At 65.3% G+C, this 20,768-nt stretch carries 18 protein-coding genes; 3 read left to right on the forward strand and 15 right to left on the reverse strand.

What is annotated here, in order from left to right:
• Window positions 1-43: 43 nt before the first annotated feature.
• The 8 genes from G6R19_RS13750 to G6R19_RS13785 form a co-directional block, all read right to left on the reverse strand.
• The gene (locus G6R19_RS13750) at window positions 44-712 is read right to left on the reverse strand and encodes a winged helix-turn-helix domain-containing protein (protein WP_163165877.1); all 669 of its coding nucleotides are present in this window, start codon (window positions 710-712) and stop codon (window positions 44-46) included.
• Between the two features lie 9 nt (window positions 713-721).
• Window positions 722-2,065, reverse strand: coding sequence for an allantoinase AllB (gene allB / locus G6R19_RS13755; RefSeq protein WP_163165879.1), 1,344 nt, complete (start codon window positions 2,063-2,065; stop codon window positions 722-724).
• Window positions 2,058-3,272: a glycerate kinase gene (locus G6R19_RS13760; RefSeq protein WP_163165881.1), complete on the reverse strand. Its 1,215-nt coding sequence runs from the start codon at window positions 3,270-3,272 to the stop codon at window positions 2,058-2,060. The genes allB and G6R19_RS13760 overlap by 8 nt, the downstream gene beginning before the upstream one ends.
• 2 nt (window positions 3,273-3,274) lie before the next feature.
• Window positions 3,275-5,053, reverse strand: a complete 1,779-nt coding sequence (gene gcl / locus G6R19_RS13765; protein ID WP_163165883.1) for a glyoxylate carboligase — start codon at window positions 5,051-5,053, stop codon at window positions 3,275-3,277.
• A gap of 145 nt (window positions 5,054-5,198) precedes the next feature.
• The gene (locus G6R19_RS13770; RefSeq protein ID WP_163165885.1) at window positions 5,199-6,077 is read right to left on the reverse strand and encodes a 2-hydroxy-3-oxopropionate reductase; all 879 of its coding nucleotides are present in this window, start codon (window positions 6,075-6,077) and stop codon (window positions 5,199-5,201) included.
• A 122-nt stretch (window positions 6,078-6,199) separates the two neighbouring features.
• Window positions 6,200-7,000 (reverse strand): TIM barrel protein, encoded by an 801-nt coding sequence (locus G6R19_RS13775; RefSeq protein ID WP_163165887.1) that lies wholly within the window; start codon window positions 6,998-7,000, stop codon window positions 6,200-6,202.
• Between the two features lie 193 nt (window positions 7,001-7,193).
• Window positions 7,194-8,318: an aminotransferase class V-fold PLP-dependent enzyme gene (locus G6R19_RS13780; protein ID WP_240341884.1), complete on the reverse strand. Its 1,125-nt coding sequence runs from the start codon at window positions 8,316-8,318 to the stop codon at window positions 7,194-7,196.
• A 100-nt stretch (window positions 8,319-8,418) separates the two neighbouring features.
• Complete coding sequence (locus tag G6R19_RS13785; RefSeq protein ID WP_163165889.1) at window positions 8,419-8,922, reverse strand: hypothetical protein; 504 nt, start codon at window positions 8,920-8,922, stop codon at window positions 8,419-8,421.
• A gap of 572 nt (window positions 8,923-9,494) precedes the next feature.
• Between G6R19_RS13785 and G6R19_RS13790 the strand changes: the two genes are divergently transcribed.
• On the forward strand, window positions 9,495-9,797 hold the full coding sequence (locus G6R19_RS13790; protein WP_346010084.1) for a cupin: 303 nt from the start codon (window positions 9,495-9,497) through the stop codon (window positions 9,795-9,797).
• Between the two features lie 31 nt (window positions 9,798-9,828).
• Here G6R19_RS13790 and G6R19_RS13795 read toward each other — a convergent pair whose 3' ends face one another.
• Together G6R19_RS13795 and glgX are read right to left on the reverse strand one after the other, a co-directional pair.
• Window positions 9,829-10,794, reverse strand: coding sequence for a hypothetical protein (locus G6R19_RS13795; RefSeq protein WP_240341885.1), 966 nt, complete (start codon window positions 10,792-10,794; stop codon window positions 9,829-9,831).
• A gap of 93 nt (window positions 10,795-10,887) precedes the next feature.
• Window positions 10,888-13,092, reverse strand: coding sequence for a glycogen debranching protein GlgX (glgX, locus tag G6R19_RS13800; protein ID WP_163165893.1), 2,205 nt, complete (start codon window positions 13,090-13,092; stop codon window positions 10,888-10,890).
• A 132-nt stretch (window positions 13,093-13,224) separates the two neighbouring features.
• Between glgX and G6R19_RS13805 the strand changes: the two genes are divergently transcribed.
• Together G6R19_RS13805 and G6R19_RS13810 are read left to right on the forward strand one after the other, a co-directional pair.
• Entirely contained in the window at window positions 13,225-13,524 is a 300-nt protein-coding gene (locus G6R19_RS13805) for a putative quinol monooxygenase (protein WP_163165895.1), read from the forward strand.
• Window positions 13,525-13,652: 128 nt separating this feature from the next.
• On the forward strand, window positions 13,653-14,540 hold the full coding sequence (locus G6R19_RS13810; protein WP_163165897.1) for a Rieske 2Fe-2S domain-containing protein: 888 nt from the start codon (window positions 13,653-13,655) through the stop codon (window positions 14,538-14,540).
• Between the two features lie 87 nt (window positions 14,541-14,627).
• Here the strand turns inward: G6R19_RS13810 and G6R19_RS13815 are convergent, their stop codons facing one another.
• From G6R19_RS13815 to G6R19_RS13835, 5 genes are all read right to left on the reverse strand, one after another.
• Window positions 14,628-16,295 (reverse strand): HNH endonuclease signature motif containing protein, encoded by a 1,668-nt coding sequence (locus G6R19_RS13815; RefSeq protein ID WP_240341886.1) that lies wholly within the window; start codon window positions 16,293-16,295, stop codon window positions 14,628-14,630.
• Window positions 16,296-16,505: 210 nt separating this feature from the next.
• Window positions 16,506-17,837, reverse strand: a complete 1,332-nt coding sequence (locus G6R19_RS13820; protein WP_163165899.1) for an amidohydrolase family protein — start codon at window positions 17,835-17,837, stop codon at window positions 16,506-16,508.
• Window positions 17,838-17,843: 6 nt separating this feature from the next.
• A complete protein-coding gene (locus G6R19_RS13825) occupies window positions 17,844-18,578 on the reverse strand; it encodes a copper homeostasis protein CutC (protein ID WP_163166322.1) in 735 nt (244 codons plus the stop codon).
• A gap of 14 nt (window positions 18,579-18,592) precedes the next feature.
• On the reverse strand, window positions 18,593-19,372 hold the full coding sequence (gene nagB / locus G6R19_RS13830; protein WP_163165901.1) for a glucosamine-6-phosphate deaminase: 780 nt from the start codon (window positions 19,370-19,372) through the stop codon (window positions 18,593-18,595).
• 53 nt (window positions 19,373-19,425) lie between these two features.
• Window positions 19,426-20,676 carry a PTS transporter subunit EIIC gene (locus tag G6R19_RS13835; RefSeq protein WP_163165903.1) on the reverse strand — a complete coding sequence of 417 codons (1,251 nt, stop codon included), beginning with the start codon at window positions 20,674-20,676 and terminating at the stop codon, window positions 19,426-19,428.
• Window positions 20,677-20,768 lie beyond the last annotated feature (92 nt).

Here is a 20,768-nt window from a genome sequence, read left to right on the forward strand (position 1 = left end):
CATCAAGTGAAGCGGCTTCCCGCTCAGTCATACAACTCCGGCGTCATATGCAGTATTCCGCCGGGCCGCGGACGGTTGCGCGCTGCCCCGGCACAAACCGGTACCCGCCGCCCCGGACAGTGGCCACGGCATGGCGTGCATTTCCGAGTTTCCGCCGGATTCGGCCCACGTACACGTCGATGGACCGGGCCGAGGCGCCGGGGGTTTCGAACGAGTCCAGGAACTGCTGGAGTTCCTCCCTGCCCACAGTGCGCGACAGGTGGGTCACCAGGTACCTGAGCACCTTGAACTCGACGCCGGTCAGCGGCACGGGGCGGCCGTCCAGCAGCACGGAGTCGGCAGCCAAATCCACGGCAACCCGGCTGACGGGGCCGGCCGACGGCGGCAGCCGGGTGCCGCCGTCGTCATCGGTGCCGCCGGGGTTCTCCGCCGCGGAGGGAGGCTGAGAGGAGTCGTCTGCGGCTCCTTCCGCCGTGGCGGAGACCCCGGACGTGGAAGCCCCGGCGGCGGGCCAGTGGACTTCCGCCTCCGGAGCAGTTTCGAGGGCCCTGGCGAGGACCAGTTGGGCGGCACGGGCGAGGAGTTCCGGGCTGGTGCCTTCCCCGGGAACCACCCACACGGCGAGGCCCCGGGCAGCCGCCGGCGCGGCAGCACCCCTGACGGCAAACTGCGGCCGTGCCACCGTCCTCGGATGGTGGGCTTCCACTGCCATGGCGCGTCCCTAGACTCCGCCGCGGCGGATCAGCTTGCCCGTGGGGGTTTGGCCGTCCACCACGGCGCCGCGCAGGAACGTCTTGCGGACCACGCCGGAGAGGGCCTTGCCGTCGTAGGGGGTGATGGGGTTCTTGTGCTTGAGCTTGGACACGTCCACCACGAACGCCTCGTCCGGGGCGAACACGGCGAAGTCGGCATCGTAGCCCAGCGCCAGCTGGCCCTTGTTGGAGAGCCGGGCCAGCGCTGCCGGCTTCTCGCCCATCCAGGACACCACCTGCTCCAGCGGAATGCCGCGGTGCCGTGCCTCGGTCCAGATCAGGGACAGGCCCAGCTGCAGCGACGAGACGCCGCCCCAGGCCACCGCGAAGTCACCGTTCTCCAGGTCCTTCAGATCGAGGGTGGAGGGGGAGTGGTCCGAGACGATGCAGTCGATGGTGCCGTCCTGCAGGCCCTGCCACAGCAGCTCCCGGTTGGAGGCCTCGCGGATGGGCGGGCAGCACTTGTAGGCGGTGGCGCCGTCCGGGATTTCCTCGGCCATCAGCGTCAGGTAGTGCGGGCACGTCTCCACGGTCAGCTTCACGCCGTCGCGTTTGGCGGACGCAATCATCGGCAGGGCGTCCGACGACGAGAGGTGCAGGATGTGCGCACGGGCACCGGTCCAGCGGGCCCGCTCGATGACCTCGGCGATGGCCTTGTTCTCGGCGCCGCGGGGGCGGGAGGCCAGGAAGGTTTGATAGTGGTCGCCGCCGGGGTGCGGCGCGCGGTCGATGGCATGGGAGTCCTCTGCGTGGACAATCATGAGGGAATCGAAGGACTTCAGCTCGGCCATGTCCTCCTCCATCTCATCCGCGTCCAGGTGCGGGAACTCGTCCACACCTGAGTGCAGCAGGAAGCACTTGAAACCGAAGACGCCTTCGTCGTGCAGGGCACGCAGGTCACCTTTGTTGCCGGGGATTGCGCCGCCCCAGAACCCAACGTCAATGTACGCCTGGTCCTCGGCTACCTCGCGCTTCAGCTTGAGGTTTTCCACCGTGGTGGTGGGCGGAACGGAGTTCAGCGGCATGTCGATGATGGTGGTTACCCCGCCGGCAGCGGCTGCACGGGTGGCGGAGGCGAAGCCCTCCCACTCGGTGCGGCCGGGCTCGTTGACATGGACGTGGGTGTCCACCAGCCCGGGGATCAGGGTTTCGTCGTCGGCCAGCTCAATGACCTCAGCGCCGGCCAGGCCGTTGCCCAGCGGTTCCAGGGCCACGATTTTTCCGCCGCGGACGCCCACTTCGCGGGGTGCCAGGCCGGCGGTGGTAAGGATGCGCTGGCCGCGGATGACCAGGTCAAAACGTTCTTCAGACATGGAGGTCCTCCTTGGTGGTTGCGGAACGGGACAGCGTGTTCGCCGCCAGCCTTCCGCTGATCTGCGTACCCAGCTGCTCCAGAAGCTGCGCTGCCTCTGCTATGCACCTGTCTACATTGCTTTCAAGCTCGGTCAAAGCGTAAACGTCCTCGAATCCGGCAGCGGTTGCCTGGCCCGCTCCAAGCGTGGTCCGGCCGCATACCGCGATCACCGGGACACCCTGGGCTGCGGCTGCCCGGGCAACACCCATGGGCGTCTTACCCAGCAGGCTCTGCTGGTCCAGGCTGCCTTCGCCGGTGATCACCAGGTCGGCGCCGGCCAGCCTGTGCTTCAATTCCGTGAATTCCAGGACGACGTCGATGCCCGGGCGGCGGGTTGCGGCGAGTACGGCGATGGCGGCGTAGCCAACGCCTCCTGCCGCTCCGGCGCCCGGGGCTTCCGCTGCCTTGACGGCCCGGTTATTGGGGCCGTCGGGACCGATTTCCCTGGCCAGGACTTCGACAAACCTGGCCAGGGCGGCGTCGAGCATGTCGACGTCCTGTTGTGTGGCGCCCTTCTGCGGGCCGAAAATCGCCGCGGCGCCCTGGGCGCCGAGCAGGGGATTGTCGACGTCGGACGCCAGCACAAAGCGTGTGTCCTTCAGCCGGGGTTCAAACCCGCTGAAGTCGATCCGGTCCAGGCGGGCCAAGGCGGCACCCCCGGGCGGAATATCGTTGCCCTTGTTATCGAGGAACCTGGCGCCGAGCCCCTGCAGGACGCCCGCACCGCCGTCGGTGTTGGCACTGCCGCCCACGCCCAGGATGATGCGGTTGCAGCCTGCGTCAAGGGCGGCGGTGATCAGCTGGCCGGTGCCGAGGCTGGTGGCGGTGGCGGCCGCCGTGGAGCCTGGCCGTCCGTTAACCAGCGCGCCGGCGGGGAGCAGGGCCAAACCCGAGGCCGCCGCCATTTCGATGACCGCCTCATTGCCCCGGACAGCGAACTCGGCCGTTACCGGTTCGCCGGTTGGTCCGGTAACCACCGCACTGCGGCGGATGAAGCCGGAGCCGACGGCGGCGTCGAGGGTGCCCTCACCGCCGTCGGCTACTGGAATCCGGACCACGTCAAGGTTGCCGCCCGCCCCGTGCTGCAGCCCCTTTTCCAGGTGGCTGCAGACCTCCGGCGCGGACAGGGATCCCTTGAACTTGTCCGGGGCAATGACGATGCGCATGTTTAGCCCTGCAATGCCAGGATGGCGGTGGGGGCGTCGGCAGCGGTCTCGGCCAGCTCCTCGAACTCGTTCACGGCGTTGATTTCCACGCCCATGGAGATGTTGGTGATCTTTTCCAGGATCACTTCCACCACCACGGGAACCTGGAATTCACCCATCAGTGCCTTGGCCTTATCGAACGCGGCGGCGAGGTCATTGGGGTCCTCCACCCGAACGGCCTTGCAGCCCAGGCCCTCGGCCACTTTCAGGTGGTCCACGCCGTAACCGTTGGTCTCCGGAGAGTTGATGTTGTCAAACGCCAGGGACACGTTCTGTTCCATGTTGAACCCGCGCTGGGACTGGCGGATCAGGCCCAGGTAGGAGTTGTTGACCACCACGTGGATGTACGGGAGGTTGAACTGCGCGCCCACGGCCAGTTCCTCGATCATGAACTGGAAGTCGTAGTCACCGGAGAGGGCAACCACCGTCTCGTCCGGCTTGCCGCGAACGACGCCGAGGGCCGCCGGAGCGGTCCAGCCCAGGGGACCTGCCTGGCCGGCGTTGATCCACTTGCGCGGGCCGAACACGTGCAGCATCTGCGCGCCGGCGATCTGGGACAGGCCAATGGTGGACACGTAGATGGTGTCGCGGCCGAAGGCCTTGTTCATCTCCTCGTATACGCGCTGGGGCTTGATGGGGATGTTCTCGAAGTGCGTCTTGCGGTGCAGGGACGCCTTGCGCTCCTGGCATTCGGCAACCCAGGCGCTGTAGTCCGGCAGGGACCCTGCCGCCTTGCGCTCTTTGGCGAGCTCAACCAGCCCGGTCAGCGCCGCACCGGCGTCGGACGCGATGCCCAGGTCCGGGGAGAAAACGCGGCCGATCTGCGTGGGCTCGATGTCGATGTGCACGAACTTGCGGCCTGCCATGTAGGTGTCCAAGCCGCCGGTGTGGCGGTTGGCCCAGCGGTTGCCGATGCCAATCACGAAGTCGCTCTGCAGGTAGTTCTCGTTGCCGTAGCGGTGCGAGGTCTGCAGGCCCACCATGCCCGCCATGAGCTGGTGGTCGTCCGGGATGGTGCCCCAGCCCATCAGGGTGGGGATCACCGGGATGTTCAGGGTCTCTGCCAGTTCCACCAGCTGCGCGGAGGCCCCGGCGTTGATGATGCCGCCGCCGGCCACGATCAGCGGGTGCTGTGCGGCGGTGAGCATGTCCAGGGCTTTTTCCAGCTGCTTGCGGGAGGCCTTGGGCTTTTCGACGGGCAGGGGCTCGTAGGTATCGATGTCGAATTCGATCTCCGCCAGCTGCACGTCGATGGGCAGGTCCAGCAGGACCGGGCCGGGGCGGCCGGAACGCATCAGCTGGAAGGCCTTCTGGAAGGCGCCGGGAACCTGGCCGGGCTCCAGGATGGTCATGGCCATCTTGGTGACCGGCTTGGCGATGGACTCGATGTCCACGGCCTGGAAGTCTTCCTTGTGCAGCTTGGCAACCGGGGCCTGGCCGGTGATGCAGAGCATGGGGATGGAATCGGCCCAGGCAGCGTAGAGGCCGGTGATCATGTCGGTGCCGGCCGGGCCGGAGGTGCCGATGCAGATGCCGATGTTGCCGTCCTTGGCGCGGCTGAAGCCGTCGGCCATGTGGCTGGCGCCTTCAACGTGGCGGGCCAGGGTGTGGCGGATGCCGCCGTGGGCCCGCATGGCGGAATAGAAAGGGTTGATCGCCGCGCCTGGCAGGCCGAACGCCTCAATGGCGCCTTCCTTTTCCAGGATGGCCACCGCCGCATCAACGGTACGCATCTTGCTCATGGTGTGCTCCTACTTAAGTCTGTTCGGGGGAAGTCTGTTTTTGGGTGTGCTGAAGGGAGTTTTTGTCCAGATATGCAGACTTAGAGGACGTGAAAGCCTGCTTATCTGGACAAAAACTTTTGTGCTGGGTGGCTGGGGGCCGGGGTTACTCGTGGCCGCTGAGCTGGAGGACCTGCTTGAAGAGTCCGGAGTGGTCCAGGCCGCCGTCGCCCTGGTTGACGGTGGCGGCGACGAGCTGTGCGACGACGGCGCCAAGGGGGACGGCGACGTTGGCTTCGCGGGCGGCGGAGGTGACGATGCCCAGGTCCTTGTGGTGCAGGGCGAGGCGGAAGCCGGGGTCGAAGTTGCGGTCCAGCATCTTCTGGCCCTTCTGGTCCAGGACCTTGGAGCCGGCCAGGCCGCCGCCGAGGACCTTGAGGGCGGCGTCGGTGTCCACGCCGTAGGCCTCAAGGAAGGCGATGGCTTCGCCGAGGACCTCGATGTTGACGGCGACGATCAGCTGGTTGGCTGCCTTGACGGTCTGGCCGGAGCCGGAGGGGCCGACGTGGACGATGGTTTTGCCGACGGCGTTCAGGACGTCCGAGGCGGCGTCGAAGTCTTCCGTGTCGCCGCCGACCATAATGGAGAGGACCGCGTCGATGGCGCCCTGTTCACCGCCGGAGACCGGGGCGTCGAGGGGACGGATGCCGGCTTCGCGGGCTTCATCGGCGAGGCGCTTGGCGACGTCCGGGCGGATGCTGGAGGCATCGATCCATAGGGTGCCCTTCTTCGCGTTGGCGAAGATGCCGTCCTTGCCGCTGACGACCCCCTCAACATCGGGGGAGTCCGGCACCATGGTGATAACGACGTCGGCATCCTTGACGGCGTCCGCGATGCTGGTGGCGCCCTTGCCGCCTTCGGAGACGAGCTTGTCGATTTTGTCCTGGCTGCGGTTGAAGCCGGTGACGGTGTGGCCGGCCTTGACCAGGTTGATGGCCATGGGCAGGCCCATGATTCCGAGTCCGATAACTGCAACGTTGCTCATGATGGTTCTCTTTCTGAAAGTCTGTGTGGTGATTGGGGAAGCCGACCCAACTGGGTAGCGCTATCTGTCGTTATGGGGGCTCAAAACGACAGTTGGCGCTACTCAGTTGGGCGGGGTGGGGATTACTGGCTGACGCGCTGGCGGATGGCCCAGCTGAAGGCGGTTTCCTGCGGTTCCTTGTATTCGAGGCCGATGTAGCCTTCGTAGCCGAGTTCGCGGCTGCGGGCGATCCACTCGCCCAGGGGGAGGGTGCCGGTGCCGGGGGCGCCGCGGCCGGGGTTGTCGGCAATCTGGATGTGGCCGAAGTCCTTGGCGTGGTTTTCGATGACGGATTCGACGTCGTCGCCGTTGACGGACAGGTGGTAGAAGTCGGCGAGGAGCTTAATGTTGCCGACGCCGGCCTCCGCCTTAACGCGGGCGATGACCTTGAGTGCGTCGTCAGCCGTGAGGAGCGGGTACTTGGGTGCGCCGCTGACCGGTTCGAGGAGGACGGTTCCGCCGATCCTGGCCACGCCTTCTGCAGCTGCGGCGAGGTTCTTGACGGCCAGTTCGTCCTGATCTTCGGGGGCGAATTCGTCCTGCCGGTTGCCGTAAAGGGCGTTGAAGGCCTTGCAGCCAAGGCGCTCGCCGATGCCTGCAACAACGTCGATGTTGTCCTTGAACTCGGAGCAGCGTCCCTTCCACGACACCAGGCCGCGGTCCCCGCCGGGCATGTTGCCGGCGTTGAAGTTCAGGCCGGTGAGCTGGACGCCGGCATCCGTGATGGCGTTCTCGAATTCGGAGACCTGTGCGTCGGAGGGGACGGAGCTTTCGAAGGGCCACCAGAACTCGACAGCGTCAAAGCCTGCTGCCTTGGCTGCGGCGGGGCGCTGCAGCAGGGGCAGCTCCGTGAGGAGGATGGAGCAGTTCACTGTGTACGTCATCGTAGGTCCTTCCGAGGAGGGGCTTGGATCTATCTTCCCTTGCTTATCGGCCTCTCTGCCGTTTCCGCTTTGTGGAATTTAGATTCTGCTTTATGAAAAGTGTAGGGAAGGGTGGTGTGGCGAGTCAAGGGGAAGGCGCAGGGTGAACAAAAGCAGGCAAATGCTACGACTCCGGATGACCTTGCGGTTCCGGTCATTCAGAAAGGCCGATAAGCTCCGCGACCCGGTCGAGTTCTTCCTCCAGGTTGTAAAAATGTACTGCCAGCCGAATCCTGCCGGTGCGCACCGAGGCCACCACGTTTGCCTTCCGAAACCGCTCCGCCACCGCGCCTGTGTCAGGGACCTGGACTGAAACAATGGTCGAGCGGTCTTTGTCAGACGAAGGCTGGAAGGATAGGCCCTGCGTCCGCAATGCATCCCGTAGCCGAAGCGACAAGCGGGAGTTTCGCTCCAGGAGCGCGCTGGTACCGAATCGGCGGAAAATATCCAACGCCGCCTGGTCTCCCATGGCTGGAAACCATGCCAGGGAGGCATCGAGCTTGGAAGCAGTGGGTGAGAGCTCCATTGTTGGCCCGTAGAAGCTTTCTGCCGGTTTCCGGGCTGCCTTCCACCCGGGCCCGACGGGATGGAGGGCGTCCAGCAAGTCCCGACGGACATAGAGGTAGCCCATGCCCCTGGAGCCGAGGAGGAATTTGTGGCTCGCTGCGGCGAGGAAGTCCACGCCGACGCGCACGACGTCGAGCGGCACCGCCCCGGCCGCTTGGCAGGCGTCGACGAAAAACCAGGCCCCGGAGTTCCTGGCAATTTGGCCAATGGCGTCCAGGTCAGTCCGATAGCCGTTGGCTGAACTGACAGCACTCACCGCGATCAGGCGGGTGCCGCCGTCGGCCGCCCGTTCGAACTCCTCCGCTGAGACCCCTTCTCCGCTCGGCGCGACCGTACGCACGTGGTAGCCCCGCTCCTGAAGCAAGAGCCAGGAGTAGTAGTTTGACGCGAACTCGTTTTCGGCGACCACGACATTCTCACCATGCTCCGCCGCGGGCATGTTCGCGGCCACGATCCCGGCAGCTGCACTCACCGCCGGGACGATCGCGATTTCCCCGGCCGTGCAACCGACAATTTCGGCGAACATAGCGCGCGCATCCTCCCCGGCTAATTCCGCTTCGGTCCAGTCAAACCGGCCCGCTGACCAACGCTCGAGCACCCGCTCATACGCTTCCCGGGCTGGAGCGCAGCCGACGTTCATGGTGGCTGTGTTGAGATAAATGGTGTTTTGGAGCCCTGGGAACAACCGACGAATATCGTCAGCCTGCATCATGGCCACTCCTTCTTTGCGGCCAGATCTGGTGGAGCGCCGCGCAGTGAGGAGCCAGGGGCGGCGGCCCCTGGCTCTTTTGTGTTCGTCGAGGACAGTCGCCTTAGCGGCGTATCTCAACCACGTCGCTCTTCTTCCACTCGGTCCAGTCAGACCAATGCCCGTTGTCCTTCTGCACTCGGAAGGAAACGAGATGGTAGACCTCTTCGGCGCCCCTGTGATCCAGGTTGCGCACTTTGTCAACGCTGTGGATTATCTTGGCGTCGTCACTCTTCTTGATGTGCTCAAAGAAGTGGGAACGGCCGAGGAAATCGTCGGTGCGCCGCGGACCTTTCTCGTCTTCATAGCGGAGTTGGCGGATGTGGACAGCTTTCTTGCCGTCCTTGCCGTCGCAGTCGACCTTGATCCTGAAGTCGACCCACTTGCCGCGGAGGTCCTTTGGGTCCAGTGGTTTGACAGTGCAGCCGTGACGATCGTCATGCCCATCGTAGTTGGCCTGGGCCGGGGCAGCCATTGCCACGGAGCCCCCGAGCAGACCCAATGAGAGGGCCGGAACCAAGGCGATCTTTGCCCTGATTGACCGGGTTGTTGTTGGAGAAATGGACATTTTTGCTCCTGTGAGGATGCGATTTTCAATTTTTGTGAGGGTGCGACTCACCATTTGTTGGGGGTGCGATTGCCCCATTTTTGGATGCAACCCGCGGCTGAGCGTGTCGCGATTGATCGGTGTCGCGATTGATCAGAGTGGCGGCCATAGCCTGCCCGTCCCATTTCAAACAGCACGCCCGGCTAAGCGGGGGCGCCGGACTCACTTGATGCTGGATCCGGTAGTTCAATATTGCTCCTGCGTCTGGTTCAACGCTAGGGCCAGACCTACCCTGCTTGGCAGGTTTTTCCCATTGACTTCAGGTGCCGCAGGGCTACGGTTATAGATACGCCAGCACGCTCTGGTGAACGGGCGTGCGCCGGGGGCCAAGGCGCACGCAGCTACTTGGTCTCGACATTCTTAACCGCTCGCCGGTATCCAAACAGATCGTCTGGCTCGCCGCCAGACGTCCACCTCCATCCGTAGGCTGTGTCCGAATGACCGCAAATTTCATCAGAGCTTTAGCAGTTAAGTCGTTTGATGTTCCTGACAGGAAGCGCTGCCCTGACAAGGCGGAGTTCGACCTTGTGACCGTGGATGATTACTCTGTAGCGCGGCTGATCCTCGCGCCGGGCTGGCGCTGGTCGGAGTCCGCCAAGCCCACCGAGCTGACAACCTTTTGCGAGCACCACCACCTCGGCTACTGCATCTCTGGGCAGCTGGAAATTGAAACGGCCGACGGCGGGCGGTCCATGATCCACGCGAACGACACGTATGCGCTTCCTCCCGGCCACGATGAATGGGTGGTGGGAGATGAGCCCTTCGTCGCCGTCGAATTCCTTGGCGCCGCTTCGTTCGGCCGGCCGAGAAGCCACGGGATGCATGCGCTGATCTGACTGCTTTTGGCCAGGACGGGCGTTCCAACGGTCAGGCCGTGGTACCGGCCTGGCGTCTCCTGCGCAGTACTTCCAGGGCGCCCGTTCCGGCCAGGGCAATCGCCAGCGCCAGCATGACGATGGGACCTGCCCCGCCGTCCGGCCCAAGGGTGGCTGCCAGGATCTGCCGGGCCAGCAAGGCCATCTCGTCCAGGTCGCCCAGATATATGCGGGTGCCAAAGACGTAGTTGACCGAAGTGAACAATGCCGGAACCACCCACAGCAGAACGAGGTTCGCCACCCACACGAGGACGCGGCGGGTGGGGCGGAAGCCGCACCAGGTCAACGCTGCGCCCACCAGTGCCGCCGGCAACCAGTGCGCCACCGCCGGCACCAAAGGGGACACATTCCCTACGTCGCTCAGGTTCACAACCCACTCGACGGCCCACGAGACCACCGGCACCGCCATGAGGCCCACCCCCAAGGCGGCCCGTGCCCGGGACCGTGCCGCGAGGAGAAACAGGGCCACCACGCTGGCGGCGACGGCGGCGCCCACCCCTGCCAGGACGCCGGCGAAATAGAGGGCGGACGCTGAGCCCGGCGCCAGTCCGGCCCGGAGGACAGCGAACGCCTGCACGGTTGCCGTGATCTGCACAGTGAGGACTCCCGCCGCGACGCTCCACACACCTGTACGCCCCCGGCCAGGCCGCCAGAACTGCAGGGAAAACCCAGCTGCTGCTCCGCCCACTGTCATCAGGGCAACGAGGGTAGTGAGCTCGTATTGGCTTAGCGGAAGCAGCGATAGGGGCATCTCCGCCGGCAGCACTTCCCGGCCCCAAAGATTCTGCAGCGGAAGCCGCGCGCCGGTGACCAGCCACGGGGCAAGGCCCAGCAACCCGGCCAGGACACCTAGCAGCACACCGGTCCACGCAACAGAGCCCCTGTTTTCGCGCTGACCGGAAGGGTGCGCAGGTGCCGCGTCCGTCGACGGGGTGTGGTCAGGGCTGGCGTGGCTCAAGGTGGCTCCCCCGCTATGGGTGTTCAGCGCACTCAAGGCGAGCGCTGGGCGGCGACTGCATCTGGACAAAGCGCCATACTACAGTGATTGGATTTATCCGCGCCCAGTCACCTCCGTCTTCGGTGACTCCCGCTGCTCCGGTGTTGTAAGCAGCGCCAGGGAAGCGGAGACCGAGTGGTCAGGTTTCTCCGGCGGGGTGGTGTAGGCCCGAAGCACCAACAGGGACTTTCCTACAAGTTCCACAGTCTCATTGGCGTGGAGAAGGCCCGTGTCCGCGTGTTCACCGGCTGTGTCGATGAGCTGCTCCCAGCTGGGCGAGTATTCCGCGCTGGGGAGCGTGAAAACCACCGGATCGTCGCCCGAATTGCAGTACAGCAGGAAATGGTGGTCACGGATCATGCGGCCACGGTGGTCCTTGCCCACCGCCGAACCGTTGTAGAACACACCCAGGGCCCTGGCGAGGGGGTTGTCCCAGTCGCCGGGAACCATGGCAGAAGCGTCCTTGTCGAGCCAGACGATGTCCGGCAGTGGCTGCCCGAGGCCACGCAGGACGGGGCGGCCCTGAAAGAATCTGTTGCGGCGGAAGGTGGGGTGCTCACGGCGCAGCCTGGAGACGGCGGCAAGAAACTCCACCAAGGGCTGGTCCGCTTCCTCCCAGTTGATCCATGAGACCGGCGAGTCCTGGCAGTAGGCGTTGTTGTTGCCCAGTTGGCTGCGCCCCAGTTCGTCGCCGTGCAGCACCATGGGAACGCCCTGGGAAAGGAGGAGTGTCGCCAGGAAGTTTCGCTGCTGGCGGGCCCGCAGCGCGAGGATGCCGCTGTCCGTGGTGGGACCTTCCACCCCGCAGTTCCACGAGCGGTTGTGGGATTCTCCGTCGTTGTTGTTTTCGCCGTTGGCTTCGTTGTGCTTGGAGTCGTAGGAGACCAGGTCGCGCATAGTGAAGCCGTCGTGGGCAGTGACGAAGTTGATGGATGCCACGGGCCGGCGTCCTGAGCTTTCGTAAAGGTCGGAGGAACCTGCCAGGCGGGAGGCGAACTCGCCCAGCGTGGCCGGTGCGCCGCGCCAAAAGTCGCGGACGGCGTCGCGGTACTTGCCGTTCCATTCCGTCCAAAGGGGTGGAAAGTTGCCTACCTGGTACCCGCCCGGGCCCACATCCCATGGCTCGGCGATGAGCTTCACCTGGGACACCACGGGGTCCTGCTGGACGAGGTCGAAGAAACTCGACAGCCGGTCCACCTCGTAGAACTCGCGCGCCAGGGCAGAGGCGAGGTCGAAGCGAAACCCGTCCACATGCATTTCCAGCACCCAGTACCGCAGCGAATCCATCATCAGCTGCAGGGCGTGCGGGTGCCTGACATTGATGGTGTTGCCCGTGCCCGTGTAGTCCAGGTAATGCTGCTTCTCATGGTCAACCAGCCGGTAATACGCCTGGTTGTCGATGCCCTTGAAGGACAGTGTGGGTCCCAGGTGGTTCCCTTCGGCGGTGTGGTTATAAACGACGTCGAGGATCACCTCGATGCCGGCGGCGTGCAGGGAGCGGACCATCGCCTTGAATTCCTGCACCTGCTGCCCCGGCCTGGTGCTGGAACTGTAGCTCTCGTGCGGGGCAAAGAAACCGATGGTGTTGTAGCCCCAGTAGTTGCTGAGGCCTTTGTCCTTCAGCGTGCTGTCTTGGACGAACTGGTGAACCGGCATCAGTTCGATCGCAGTCACGCCTAATTTCTTCAGGTGTTCGATGACGGCGGGGTGGGCGATGCCGGCGTAAGTGCCGCGTTCCCGCTCCGGCACCTCCGGATGACTCATGGTCAGGCCCTTCACGTGGGCTTCATAGATCAGGCTGTCGCTGTAGGGGATCCGCGGCGGGCGGTCGTGCTGCCAGTCGAAGAACGGGCTGATCACCACGGACCTCATCGTGTTGGGGGCGGAGTCTTCCGTGTTGAAAGTTGTGGGGTCGCCGAAGTTATAGGAGAACATCGGCTGGCCCCAACTAATATCGCCGCTGGTTGCCTTGGCGTAGGGGTCGAGCAGGAGTTTGTGCGGGTTGAAGCGGAGGCCGCGGGCGGGATCATACGGGCCGTCCATCCGGTAGCCGTACAGCTGGCCCGGCAGGATATGCGGGAGGTAGCAGTGCCAGACGAAGGCATCCACGGCCTCAAGGCTGATCCGCTGCTCCACGCCGTCGTCGTCGAAGAGGCATAGATGGACGGCGCTCGCCGCCTCGCTGAACACCGCGAAGTTCGTGCCGCTGCCGTCATAGGTGGCGCCCAGCGGATAGGGGCTCCCCATCCACACTTCCATGTCCGCCTCCATCCCCGATAAGAGAACTCCATCCAACCACAGCGGTGTGACAGAGGCCGGGAGCGGGCGGACGTACGACGGCGGCGCGATAGTTTCCCGGTTCTTGTCGCCCCCATGCTGCACACTGTCTCCATGACCTTTGCGAATGTGGGAAGTCTCGGAACTAATCCCGGCCAGCGCGACGCCGTTGTGTCCATCCTGCTCCGGCCCATGGCCGGGCTGAAGGAGGCAGGCTGCCTGCTGTACGAGGTGGGCGTCAATGATGAGGTGCCGGACACGGTGTTTGTCTCCGAACTCTGGGAATCACGAGAAGCGCACCGGGCCTCACTTCAGCTGGACAGTGTGCGGGCAGCCATCGCCGAGGCGATGCCCTTGCTCTCCGGTGAGATGGGCGGCAACCAATTCACGGTGCTGGGGTCGCCGCTGCGCTGAACCGCGCCCATTGCGCGGCGCTGCTGCCGCCCACCCCTGTCCCTCGCGTGCGCCAGCGGCTAGGCTCTCGGGCATCGGCTGGACCTGGATCATCGACTGGACTTTGACGAACGGGGTAAGGGACTGACATGAAACCGCTGCCTGCACTTGAACTTGTTGCCCGGCTGGAAGATGCCGAGTGGCTCGATCCCGTGGCCAAGAAGGTCCGGAAAGTAGTAAAACGCACGATCCGTCCGCAGTGGGCCCGCGACATCCTGCACGGAGTGCCCATCGGCCACCCGGTTCATCCACTCGCTGTTCAGGTTCCCCTGGGTTCGTGGATCTCAGCTGCCGTCCTCGATGCGCTGCCGGGCAACGACCGGCCAGCAACGGTGCTGATCGGCGTCGGAACTGCCTCTGCTGTGCCTTCCGCAGTGGCAGGTTTTATGGACTGGTCGCAGCTGCACAGCCAGCAGCAGCGGGTGGGCCTGGTCCATGCGGCAGCCAACATCACCGCCGTTAGTCTCTACGGCGCTTCGCTGGTGGCGCGGGCAAATGGGCAGCAGGGCGCAGGCAAGGTGCTCGCCTACATGGGCTTGGGAGTTGTCAGTTTTGGCGGCTTCCTGGGTGGCCATCTCAGCTACCGCCAGGCGGCCGGTGTGAACCACAGCGAGGACATTCCCCACCGCTTCCCCAGCGGGTGGCAGGCCCTCGCCCCGTTGGAGGACCTGCCGGAGGGCAAGCTCCACAAGCGGGTGGTTGCCGGACTCCCGTTGCTCGTATTTAGGGAGGCAGAGACAGTCAACGTGCTGTCCGACGTCTGCAGCCACCTCTCCGGGCCGCTTCACGAGGGCAAGCTAAAGGGCGCCAACAATAACGACGACGGCGACCCGTGCGTGGTCTGCCCGTGGCACGGCAGCACCTTCTCGCTGCGGTCCGGCGAGGTGCAGGCAGGGCCGGCCACTGCCAGGCAGCCGCGGTTTGAAACCCGCGTCACGGGCGGGCTGGTGGAAGTGAACCTTCCCGGCGCTGACTAAGTTTCTTCGTGCGGCTGAACCGGGCTGCTTGGGCGTGAAACGGACACAGCCGCCATACGCCCGCACCCGCCGGCGCGAGAGAGCACCTTAGCTAACTACGTAATCCACAAGAACCGCCTCAAAGTAGCTCTTTTCAGCCTGCCGGAATCCTGGTGGCCATACTGGTGGTTCCCAGTCGGGGTGTTCGCTTTTGTAGTGCCGGCCGGTGGGGGAGATCCAGCCGGGTGGTTCGTTTTGGGTTGCTGTTGTGGGTGTCCAGGTGCCGTGGTGTTTGAGGCGGTGGTGTTTTGGGCAGAGTTGGGCCAGGTTGCTGATTCCGGTGGTTCCGCCGTGGTGCCAGGCGTGGAGGTGGTCGGTGTGGTTGTCTGGGGAGTTGTTGTTGCAGCCGGGGAAGGTGCATTTTCCGTCCCGCAGCTGTAGTGCCTGCTGCATGGCTTTGGTGAGCCGGTAGCTGGTCCGTCCGATTTCCAGTGGTGCCCCGTCCCTCGGATCCACGAGCACCCGGTGGAAGGAGGTGGCGCCGTCGGCGAGGAGTTGCCGTGCCATCGAGGCGGGGATGGGGCCGTACCCGTCCAGCATTGCGGGTTCGTCGGTGAGGCCCAGCAGTGCGAACACCGGGACGGTGACCAGGACCTGGGCGTTCGGGACCGGGACTGTGGCGGTGTCGGCGTACCGCCCGTGACCGGCGTACCCCTTGTCGTCGGCAGGGCCCGCGGGATCGTGAGTGCCGGTGCCGGTGCTGGTGCTGGTGTTGGTGCTGGTGTTGGTGCTTGTTGTTTTGGTGTCTGTTGCGGCCAGGGATGCCAGGCCGATTGCGTCGTCGGGACCGTCGTCGGGACCGTCGTCGGAGGTGTTTTTGGTGGTGTGTTCGCTGGTTTCCGGGGCGGGGTTGAGGGCTGGTGCTGCGCTGAGGAGCAGGTGGGCGAGGGTGTCGGCCCGGAGTTGGGTGAGGGTGCGGGGTTCGTCCGGTCTTTGGGCGCCGCGGGCGAGGGCGGTGATCCTGTTCCAGATGGCTAAGCCCTGGTGGGCGGGGAGGCAGGCGGAGATCCAGGTCATGCCGTCGCGGTCTGGGCTGTGCTCTACTCTCCGGTCGGCGACGCTTTTGGTGTGGCGTTTTTCGAGGGATTCGGGGTGGTGGCGTTCGCGCCAGTTGCGGRCTTTGGTCCGGAACCGGGAGGGGACCAATTTACCGGCGGCTGCTCCGCGGGCAGGGTTGGGGGCGTCCGGGTCCAGGAAATGGGCGACAAGGTTGGCGGCGCCGGCGGGGCCCAGGTTGTCGGTTTCGTCGGCGATGATTTTGGCGTGCTGCCAGGAGATGGTCCCGACGGAGAGGGCGTCCAGGGCCGGTGCCAGAGGCGGGGAGCAGAGCTGACGGGATTGGGTGACGAGCGCCCCGGCGGCCGCGGCGCTGATGGTCAGGACACCCGCGATTTCCTCCACCGCGGACATCTCGGCATAGGTCCGCTCGTGCACGGGCGCCTCGGGCGGGGTCATCGCGTGTTGCAGTTCGACGCACTCGGCTGCGTCCCGGGCCTTGAGCGCAGCGAGCTGTGCTTCCAGGAGCGCCACGGCCGCCAACCGGTCCAAACGGAGTTCGTATTTACGTTGCAGCACATCAACCCCGGCAGCGGCTGCCGCTGCAGTCTCCAGCGATGCATCCTTGACGAATAGAGCCTGGAGGGCAGCAACGGAGGCATGAATGCCCTTCATTGCTGCTGTCCCACCGACGCCGTGTCCCATATGAACATCATCCATGGAGGCACCGACAATTTGAGTGCGTGCGGCTGATGGAGTGACTAGCGCAGTGGGCGCGGTGGAAAACAGTCCGTCCGCGGTTGTCTCGCGGCCGCTTGCCCCTGTCCGCATCCCAGCATCATCTACGGAGGCACTGACAGTAATGAGGATTGCATAGCCGCCCAACGGGGCAGCCAGACAAATTTCCGACATTCCGAGCGTTGCGTGCGGCTAAACGGAGGACTGCAGCCCCATCACCCACTCGCCCCGGCGCAGGACTCCTGCCAGCTGCAGTTCGGTGTTGACCACCACGACGTCGGCCGGCATCCCTGCCCGCAGGTCACCCGCCTGCCGCGACAATCCCAGGACTGCCGCCGGCACCGCACTGGCTGACGTGATGGCGTCCCTTAACGCAACGCCGGCTGCCACGGCGGTGCGGACAACACCCAGGAGCGTGGCCGTGCCGCCGGCGATCGCGCCCGTGCTGTCCACGCGGGCCACGCCTCCCTCAACCGTTGCCGTCAGCGTACCCAGCTTGTAGTGGCCGTCCTGCAGGCCGGTGGCGGCCATGGAGTCGGTAACCAGCGCGATGTTGTTTGCTCCCACCAGCTCGAACACCGTCTTTACTGTATCGGGAGCCAGGTGGACTCCGTCGGCAATGAGTTCGACGACGGCGCTTCCGGCGCGGGCGGCGCTGAGGCACGCGGAGACGGGGCCGGGGGAGCGGTGGTGCAGGCTGGGCATGGCATTGAAGAGGTGCGTGACGGTTGGGCGCCGGCCCCCGCGGGCGGTTTCAGGGCTTGGCTCCACGGAAGGGTCTGGCTCCGCGGAAGGCTCCGGTGCTGCAGAGAGCGCAGGCGCCACAGAAAGCCCTGCGGCAGCACGCTCCAGGAACGAGGCAGCGGCCGGGTGATCCGCGGCGGTGTGTCCCAGGGACGGAATGACGCCGCGGGCAGAAAGCCGGTCCGCCAGTTCCCCGGCGCCCGGCAGCTCAGGCGCCAGCGTCATGGAAGCCAGGGAGGGGCCTGCCGCCTCGAGCAGTTCGGCCATCAGCCCGGTATCGGGTTCCAGGAGCAGCGAGGGGTCATGCGCTCCGCACTGCCCGGGTGAGAGGAACGGGCCTTCCAGGTGCGACCCCGCGACCAGCCCTTCCTCCGTTACTGTCCGCAACGCCTTAAGGCTACGGAGCAGGTCTGCGGGCGCTGCCGTCACCAGGCTGGCCAGCAGCGTGGTGGTGCCCTGCCCGTGCAGGTAGCGGGCAGCAGCACGGGCGCCCTCCACGGAACCTTCGGAGAAATCCGACCCGTGGGCGCCATGGCAGTGCAGGTCCACCAGGCCCGGCATCAGGATGTGGCCCGCACCTTTTTCGGCGGCACTTCCGTCTGGTGCATTCCCCTCTGGTGCATTCCCCTCTGGTGTACTGACGTCCCCTGCAGCCTTCCCTGGGAAGCCCGACGCCGGCCCGGCGTAGGTGATGTGCCCGCCGTCGACCGCTATTATGCCGTCCTCGATGTCCATGCTCCCGGACACGATCCGGCCCCGAAGTATCAGTTCCTCGCCCATAAGTGGTCAACCTCCTGCTGAAAGCGCTGCTGCCATACTGGCAGCGAGTAAGGGATCAGCGGCATTCGCCCTGGTCCCGGTGGAATGGTCGTAGTTCCGCGCCGACGTGTGAACGGCATGGACTCCGCTGCGGACCAGCGCGGACATCAGTTCCAGCCGGACGCCTCCTCCAGCCATGATCTGTAACGACGGCGCGTGGTCCCGTCCCAGTTCCACCAGCCGGGCCAGCATCGGCCGCCCCGCCGTGCAATCGGCGCTTCCGCCGCTGGTCAGCACGCGGCTGACTCCGCCATCATGCAACCGGGCCAGTGCATCGGCAGGGTCCACGCCTGCGGCGAGAGCCGCATCGAACGCCCGGTGGAACGTCACCTCCGCAGCTGGACTGTGACTGCGTGCCACGTCTGAAACCCGACGAAGCGCTGCAACGTCGGGTCCGCCGTCGTCCGCCAACATGCCCACCACGACGCCAGCGGCCCCGGCAGCCAGCGCCGCAACGACGTCGCGCTCCAGCACCTCAAGCTCCTCGGCGCTGTAGGTGAAGCTGCCCGGGCGGGGGCGGACCAGCACATGGACCGGGAGGTCCACCCCACACGCCTGCTCCACGGTTCCGATGCTCGGTGTGATCCCGTCAGTTTCGGTGAGGGCCGCGCAAAGCTCCACCCTCGCGGCGCCCACCGATGCTGCCAACCGCACACCCTCGGCGCTCTCCACCGCCAGCTCGAGCTGCGGTGTCCGGAGCATGGCCGGGGCCACGCTCAAAGTCCCTGCCAGGCAGGTTTCCGCCCGAACGTGTCCTGGTAGTACTCGCGGTGAGCCAGCCTGGACGCCGCAGCCTCGTCCAGCAGGACGGTGACGTGCGGATGGAGCTGGAGCGCGGAGGCAGGGCACACCGCCGCCACCGGACCTTCCACGGCCGCCGCGATCGCCTCTGCCTTGGCCTCGCCCATCGCCAGCAGCAGAAGGTGCCGGGCTTCGCGGATGGTGCCCAGCCCCTGGGTCAGCACATGGTCCGGAACATCCGCCGGATCCTCGAAGAAGCGGGCGTTGTCCTGCCGTGTCTGCTGGGTCAGCGTCTTGATCCGGGTCCGCGAGCCAAGCGAGGACATCGGCTCGTTGAAACCCACGTGGCCGTCCGTTCCGATCCCCAAAATCTGGATGTCCACCCCTCCTGCTGCCGTAATCGCTGCCTCGTACCGGTCCGCCTCGGCTTCGAGATCCTCCGCCACGCCGTCCAGGCCGTGGACAGCACCCGCGGCGAAGTCCACGCTGTCCACGAACTCCTCCCGGATCACCGAATGGTAGGACTGGGGATGCGCGCTGGGCAGGCCCACGTACTCATCCAGGAGGAAGGCCTGCGCTCCGGCAAAACTCAGTTCGCCGTTTCGGTGCCGGGCAATGAGTTCCTGGTAGGTGCCGAGCGGTGTTGAACCCGTGGCCAGGCCAAGGACGGACGGGCCGCTGCGGACCTGCTGTTCGATGGCGTCTGCGGCAGTGCGGGCCACAACTGCGGGAGTGGGAAGGATGACGATTTCCATGATGTTCAGTGCTTTCGGTTGCTGTGGCTGTTGGGTGGCGGCTGGCCTGTGGCCTACTTGGCCGCGTCAGTCTCCACGGTGACCTCGTCGTCCTCCCGGCCGGGCGTCCGCAGGTTCCAGCGCTTGATGACGATGGAGAAGAGGAAGTAGTAGATCACCGCGTAGCCCAGGCCGATGGGGATCAGGAGCCAGCCGTTCTCCGACTTGCCGAAGTTGAGGATGAAGTCGATCAGCCCGGCGGAGAACGTGAACCCGTGATGGATGTCCAGCGCGTTGACCAGGGCCATGGAGGTTCCGGTCAGGGCAGCATGGACGATGTAGAGCGGGAAGGCAACGAACATAAAGGAGTACTCGAGCGGTTCCGTGATGCCGGTGAGGAATGCCGTGAGGGCGGTGGAGAGCATGATGCCACCCACAATCTTCTTCTGCGAAGGCTTGGCGTGGCGCCAGATGGCCAGTGCGGCAGCCGGAAGGCCGAACATCATGATGGGGAAGAACCCGGTCATGAAGATGCCCGCGCTGGGGTCGCCGGCAAAGAACCGGTTGAGGTCGCCGCGGACCAGCTGGCCGGAGGCGTCGGTGTAGTCGCCGATCAGGAACCACACGGCGGAGTTCAGGATGTGGTGCAGCCCTGCAGGGATGAGCATGCGGTTGGCAAAGCCGTAAACTCCACCGCCGGCAACAGCATTGCCTGCCACGGCCTCACCTACGGCTGAAAGGCCTGCATTGAAGAACGGGTAGACAAAGGCCAGGGCGACGCCGGCCACCAGGCTGGCGACGGAGGTCAGGATTGGCACCAGGCGCCGGCCGCTGAAGAAGCCCAGGAAGTCAGGAAGCTTGGTGCGGTAGAACCGCTGCCAGAGCATCGCGGAAAACAGGCCCACCACAATGCCGGCGAGGACGCCGTAGTTGATCATAGCCGGCTTGCCCGCCGGATCCACCTGTCCCGCCAATACCAACGGGGACATTGCCTTGAAGACGCCGTCAATCACCATGTAGCCCACCACCGCGGCCAACGCGGTGGATCCATCAGCCTTCTTGGCCCAGCCGATGGCAATGCCCACCGCGAAGATCAGCGGGAGCCAGGTGAAGACGGCGTTGCCTGCCGCCGAGATGACCGCCGCGCCCCCTTCGAAGCCGGGGATGGCTCCCAGCAGGTCGGCCTGGCCGATGCGCAGGAGGATGCCTGCCGCGGGCAGGACGGCGATGGGGAGCATCAGGCAGCGGCCAAGGCGCTGCAGGGTCGCGAAAACCCTGTTTGGCTTCTTCTCCGGAGCCAGGGCGGCGGTATCAGATGTTGACATGGTTGCACCTCTGCGGGGTTGGTGGGGCTTGTGGAGTGATGGGGTGAGCCGGTACTGTCTGGTTATGACCAGTTCAGTGTGATCCATCCCAC

The sequence above is a fragment of the Arthrobacter sp. Alg241-R88 genome (assembly GCF_900537115.1).
GTDB lineage: Bacteria > Actinomycetota > Actinomycetes > Actinomycetales > Micrococcaceae > Arthrobacter.

Bases quoted from the DNA above. Each gene is read 5' to 3' on its own strand.
- G6R19_RS13750 (WP_163165877.1), bottom strand. From the start codon at position 712: ATGGCAGTGGAAGCCCACCATCCGAGGACGGTGGCACGGCCGCAGTTT.
- allB (WP_163165879.1), bottom strand. From the start codon at position 2,065: ATGTCTGAAGAACGTTTTGACCTGGTCATCCGCGGCCAGCGCATCCTT.
- G6R19_RS13760 (WP_163165881.1), bottom strand. From the start codon at position 3,272: ATGCGCATCGTCATTGCCCCGGACAAGTTCAAGGGATCCCTGTCCGCG.
- gcl (WP_163165883.1), bottom strand. From the start codon at position 5,053: ATGAGCAAGATGCGTACCGTTGATGCGGCGGTGGCCATCCTGGAAAAG.
- G6R19_RS13770 (WP_163165885.1), bottom strand. From the start codon at position 6,077: ATGAGCAACGTTGCAGTTATCGGACTCGGAATCATGGGCCTGCCCATG.
- G6R19_RS13775 (WP_163165887.1), bottom strand. From the start codon at position 7,000: ATGACGTACACAGTGAACTGCTCCATCCTCCTCACGGAGCTGCCCCTG.
- G6R19_RS13780 (WP_240341884.1), bottom strand. From the start codon at position 8,318: ATGATGCAGGCTGACGATATTCGTCGGTTGTTCCCAGGGCTCCAAAAC.
- G6R19_RS13785 (WP_163165889.1), bottom strand. From the start codon at position 8,922: ATGTCCATTTCTCCAACAACAACCCGGTCAATCAGGGCAAAGATCGCC.
- glgX (WP_163165893.1), bottom strand. From the start codon at position 13,092: ATGGAAGTGTGGATGGGGAGCCCCTATCCGCTGGGCGCCACCTATGAC.
- G6R19_RS13805 (WP_163165895.1), top strand. From the start codon at position 13,225: ATGACCTTTGCGAATGTGGGAAGTCTCGGAACTAATCCCGGCCAGCGC.
- G6R19_RS13810 (WP_163165897.1), top strand. From the start codon at position 13,653: ATGAAACCGCTGCCTGCACTTGAACTTGTTGCCCGGCTGGAAGATGCC.
- G6R19_RS13820 (WP_163165899.1), bottom strand. From the start codon at position 17,837: ATGGGCGAGGAACTGATACTTCGGGGCCGGATCGTGTCCGGGAGCATG.
- G6R19_RS13825 (WP_163166322.1), bottom strand. From the start codon at position 18,578: ATGCTCCGGACACCGCAGCTCGAGCTGGCGGTGGAGAGCGCCGAGGGT.
- nagB (WP_163165901.1), bottom strand. From the start codon at position 19,372: ATGGAAATCGTCATCCTTCCCACTCCCGCAGTTGTGGCCCGCACTGCC.
- G6R19_RS13835 (WP_163165903.1), bottom strand. From the start codon at position 20,676: ATGTCAACATCTGATACCGCCGCCCTGGCTCCGGAGAAGAAGCCAAAC.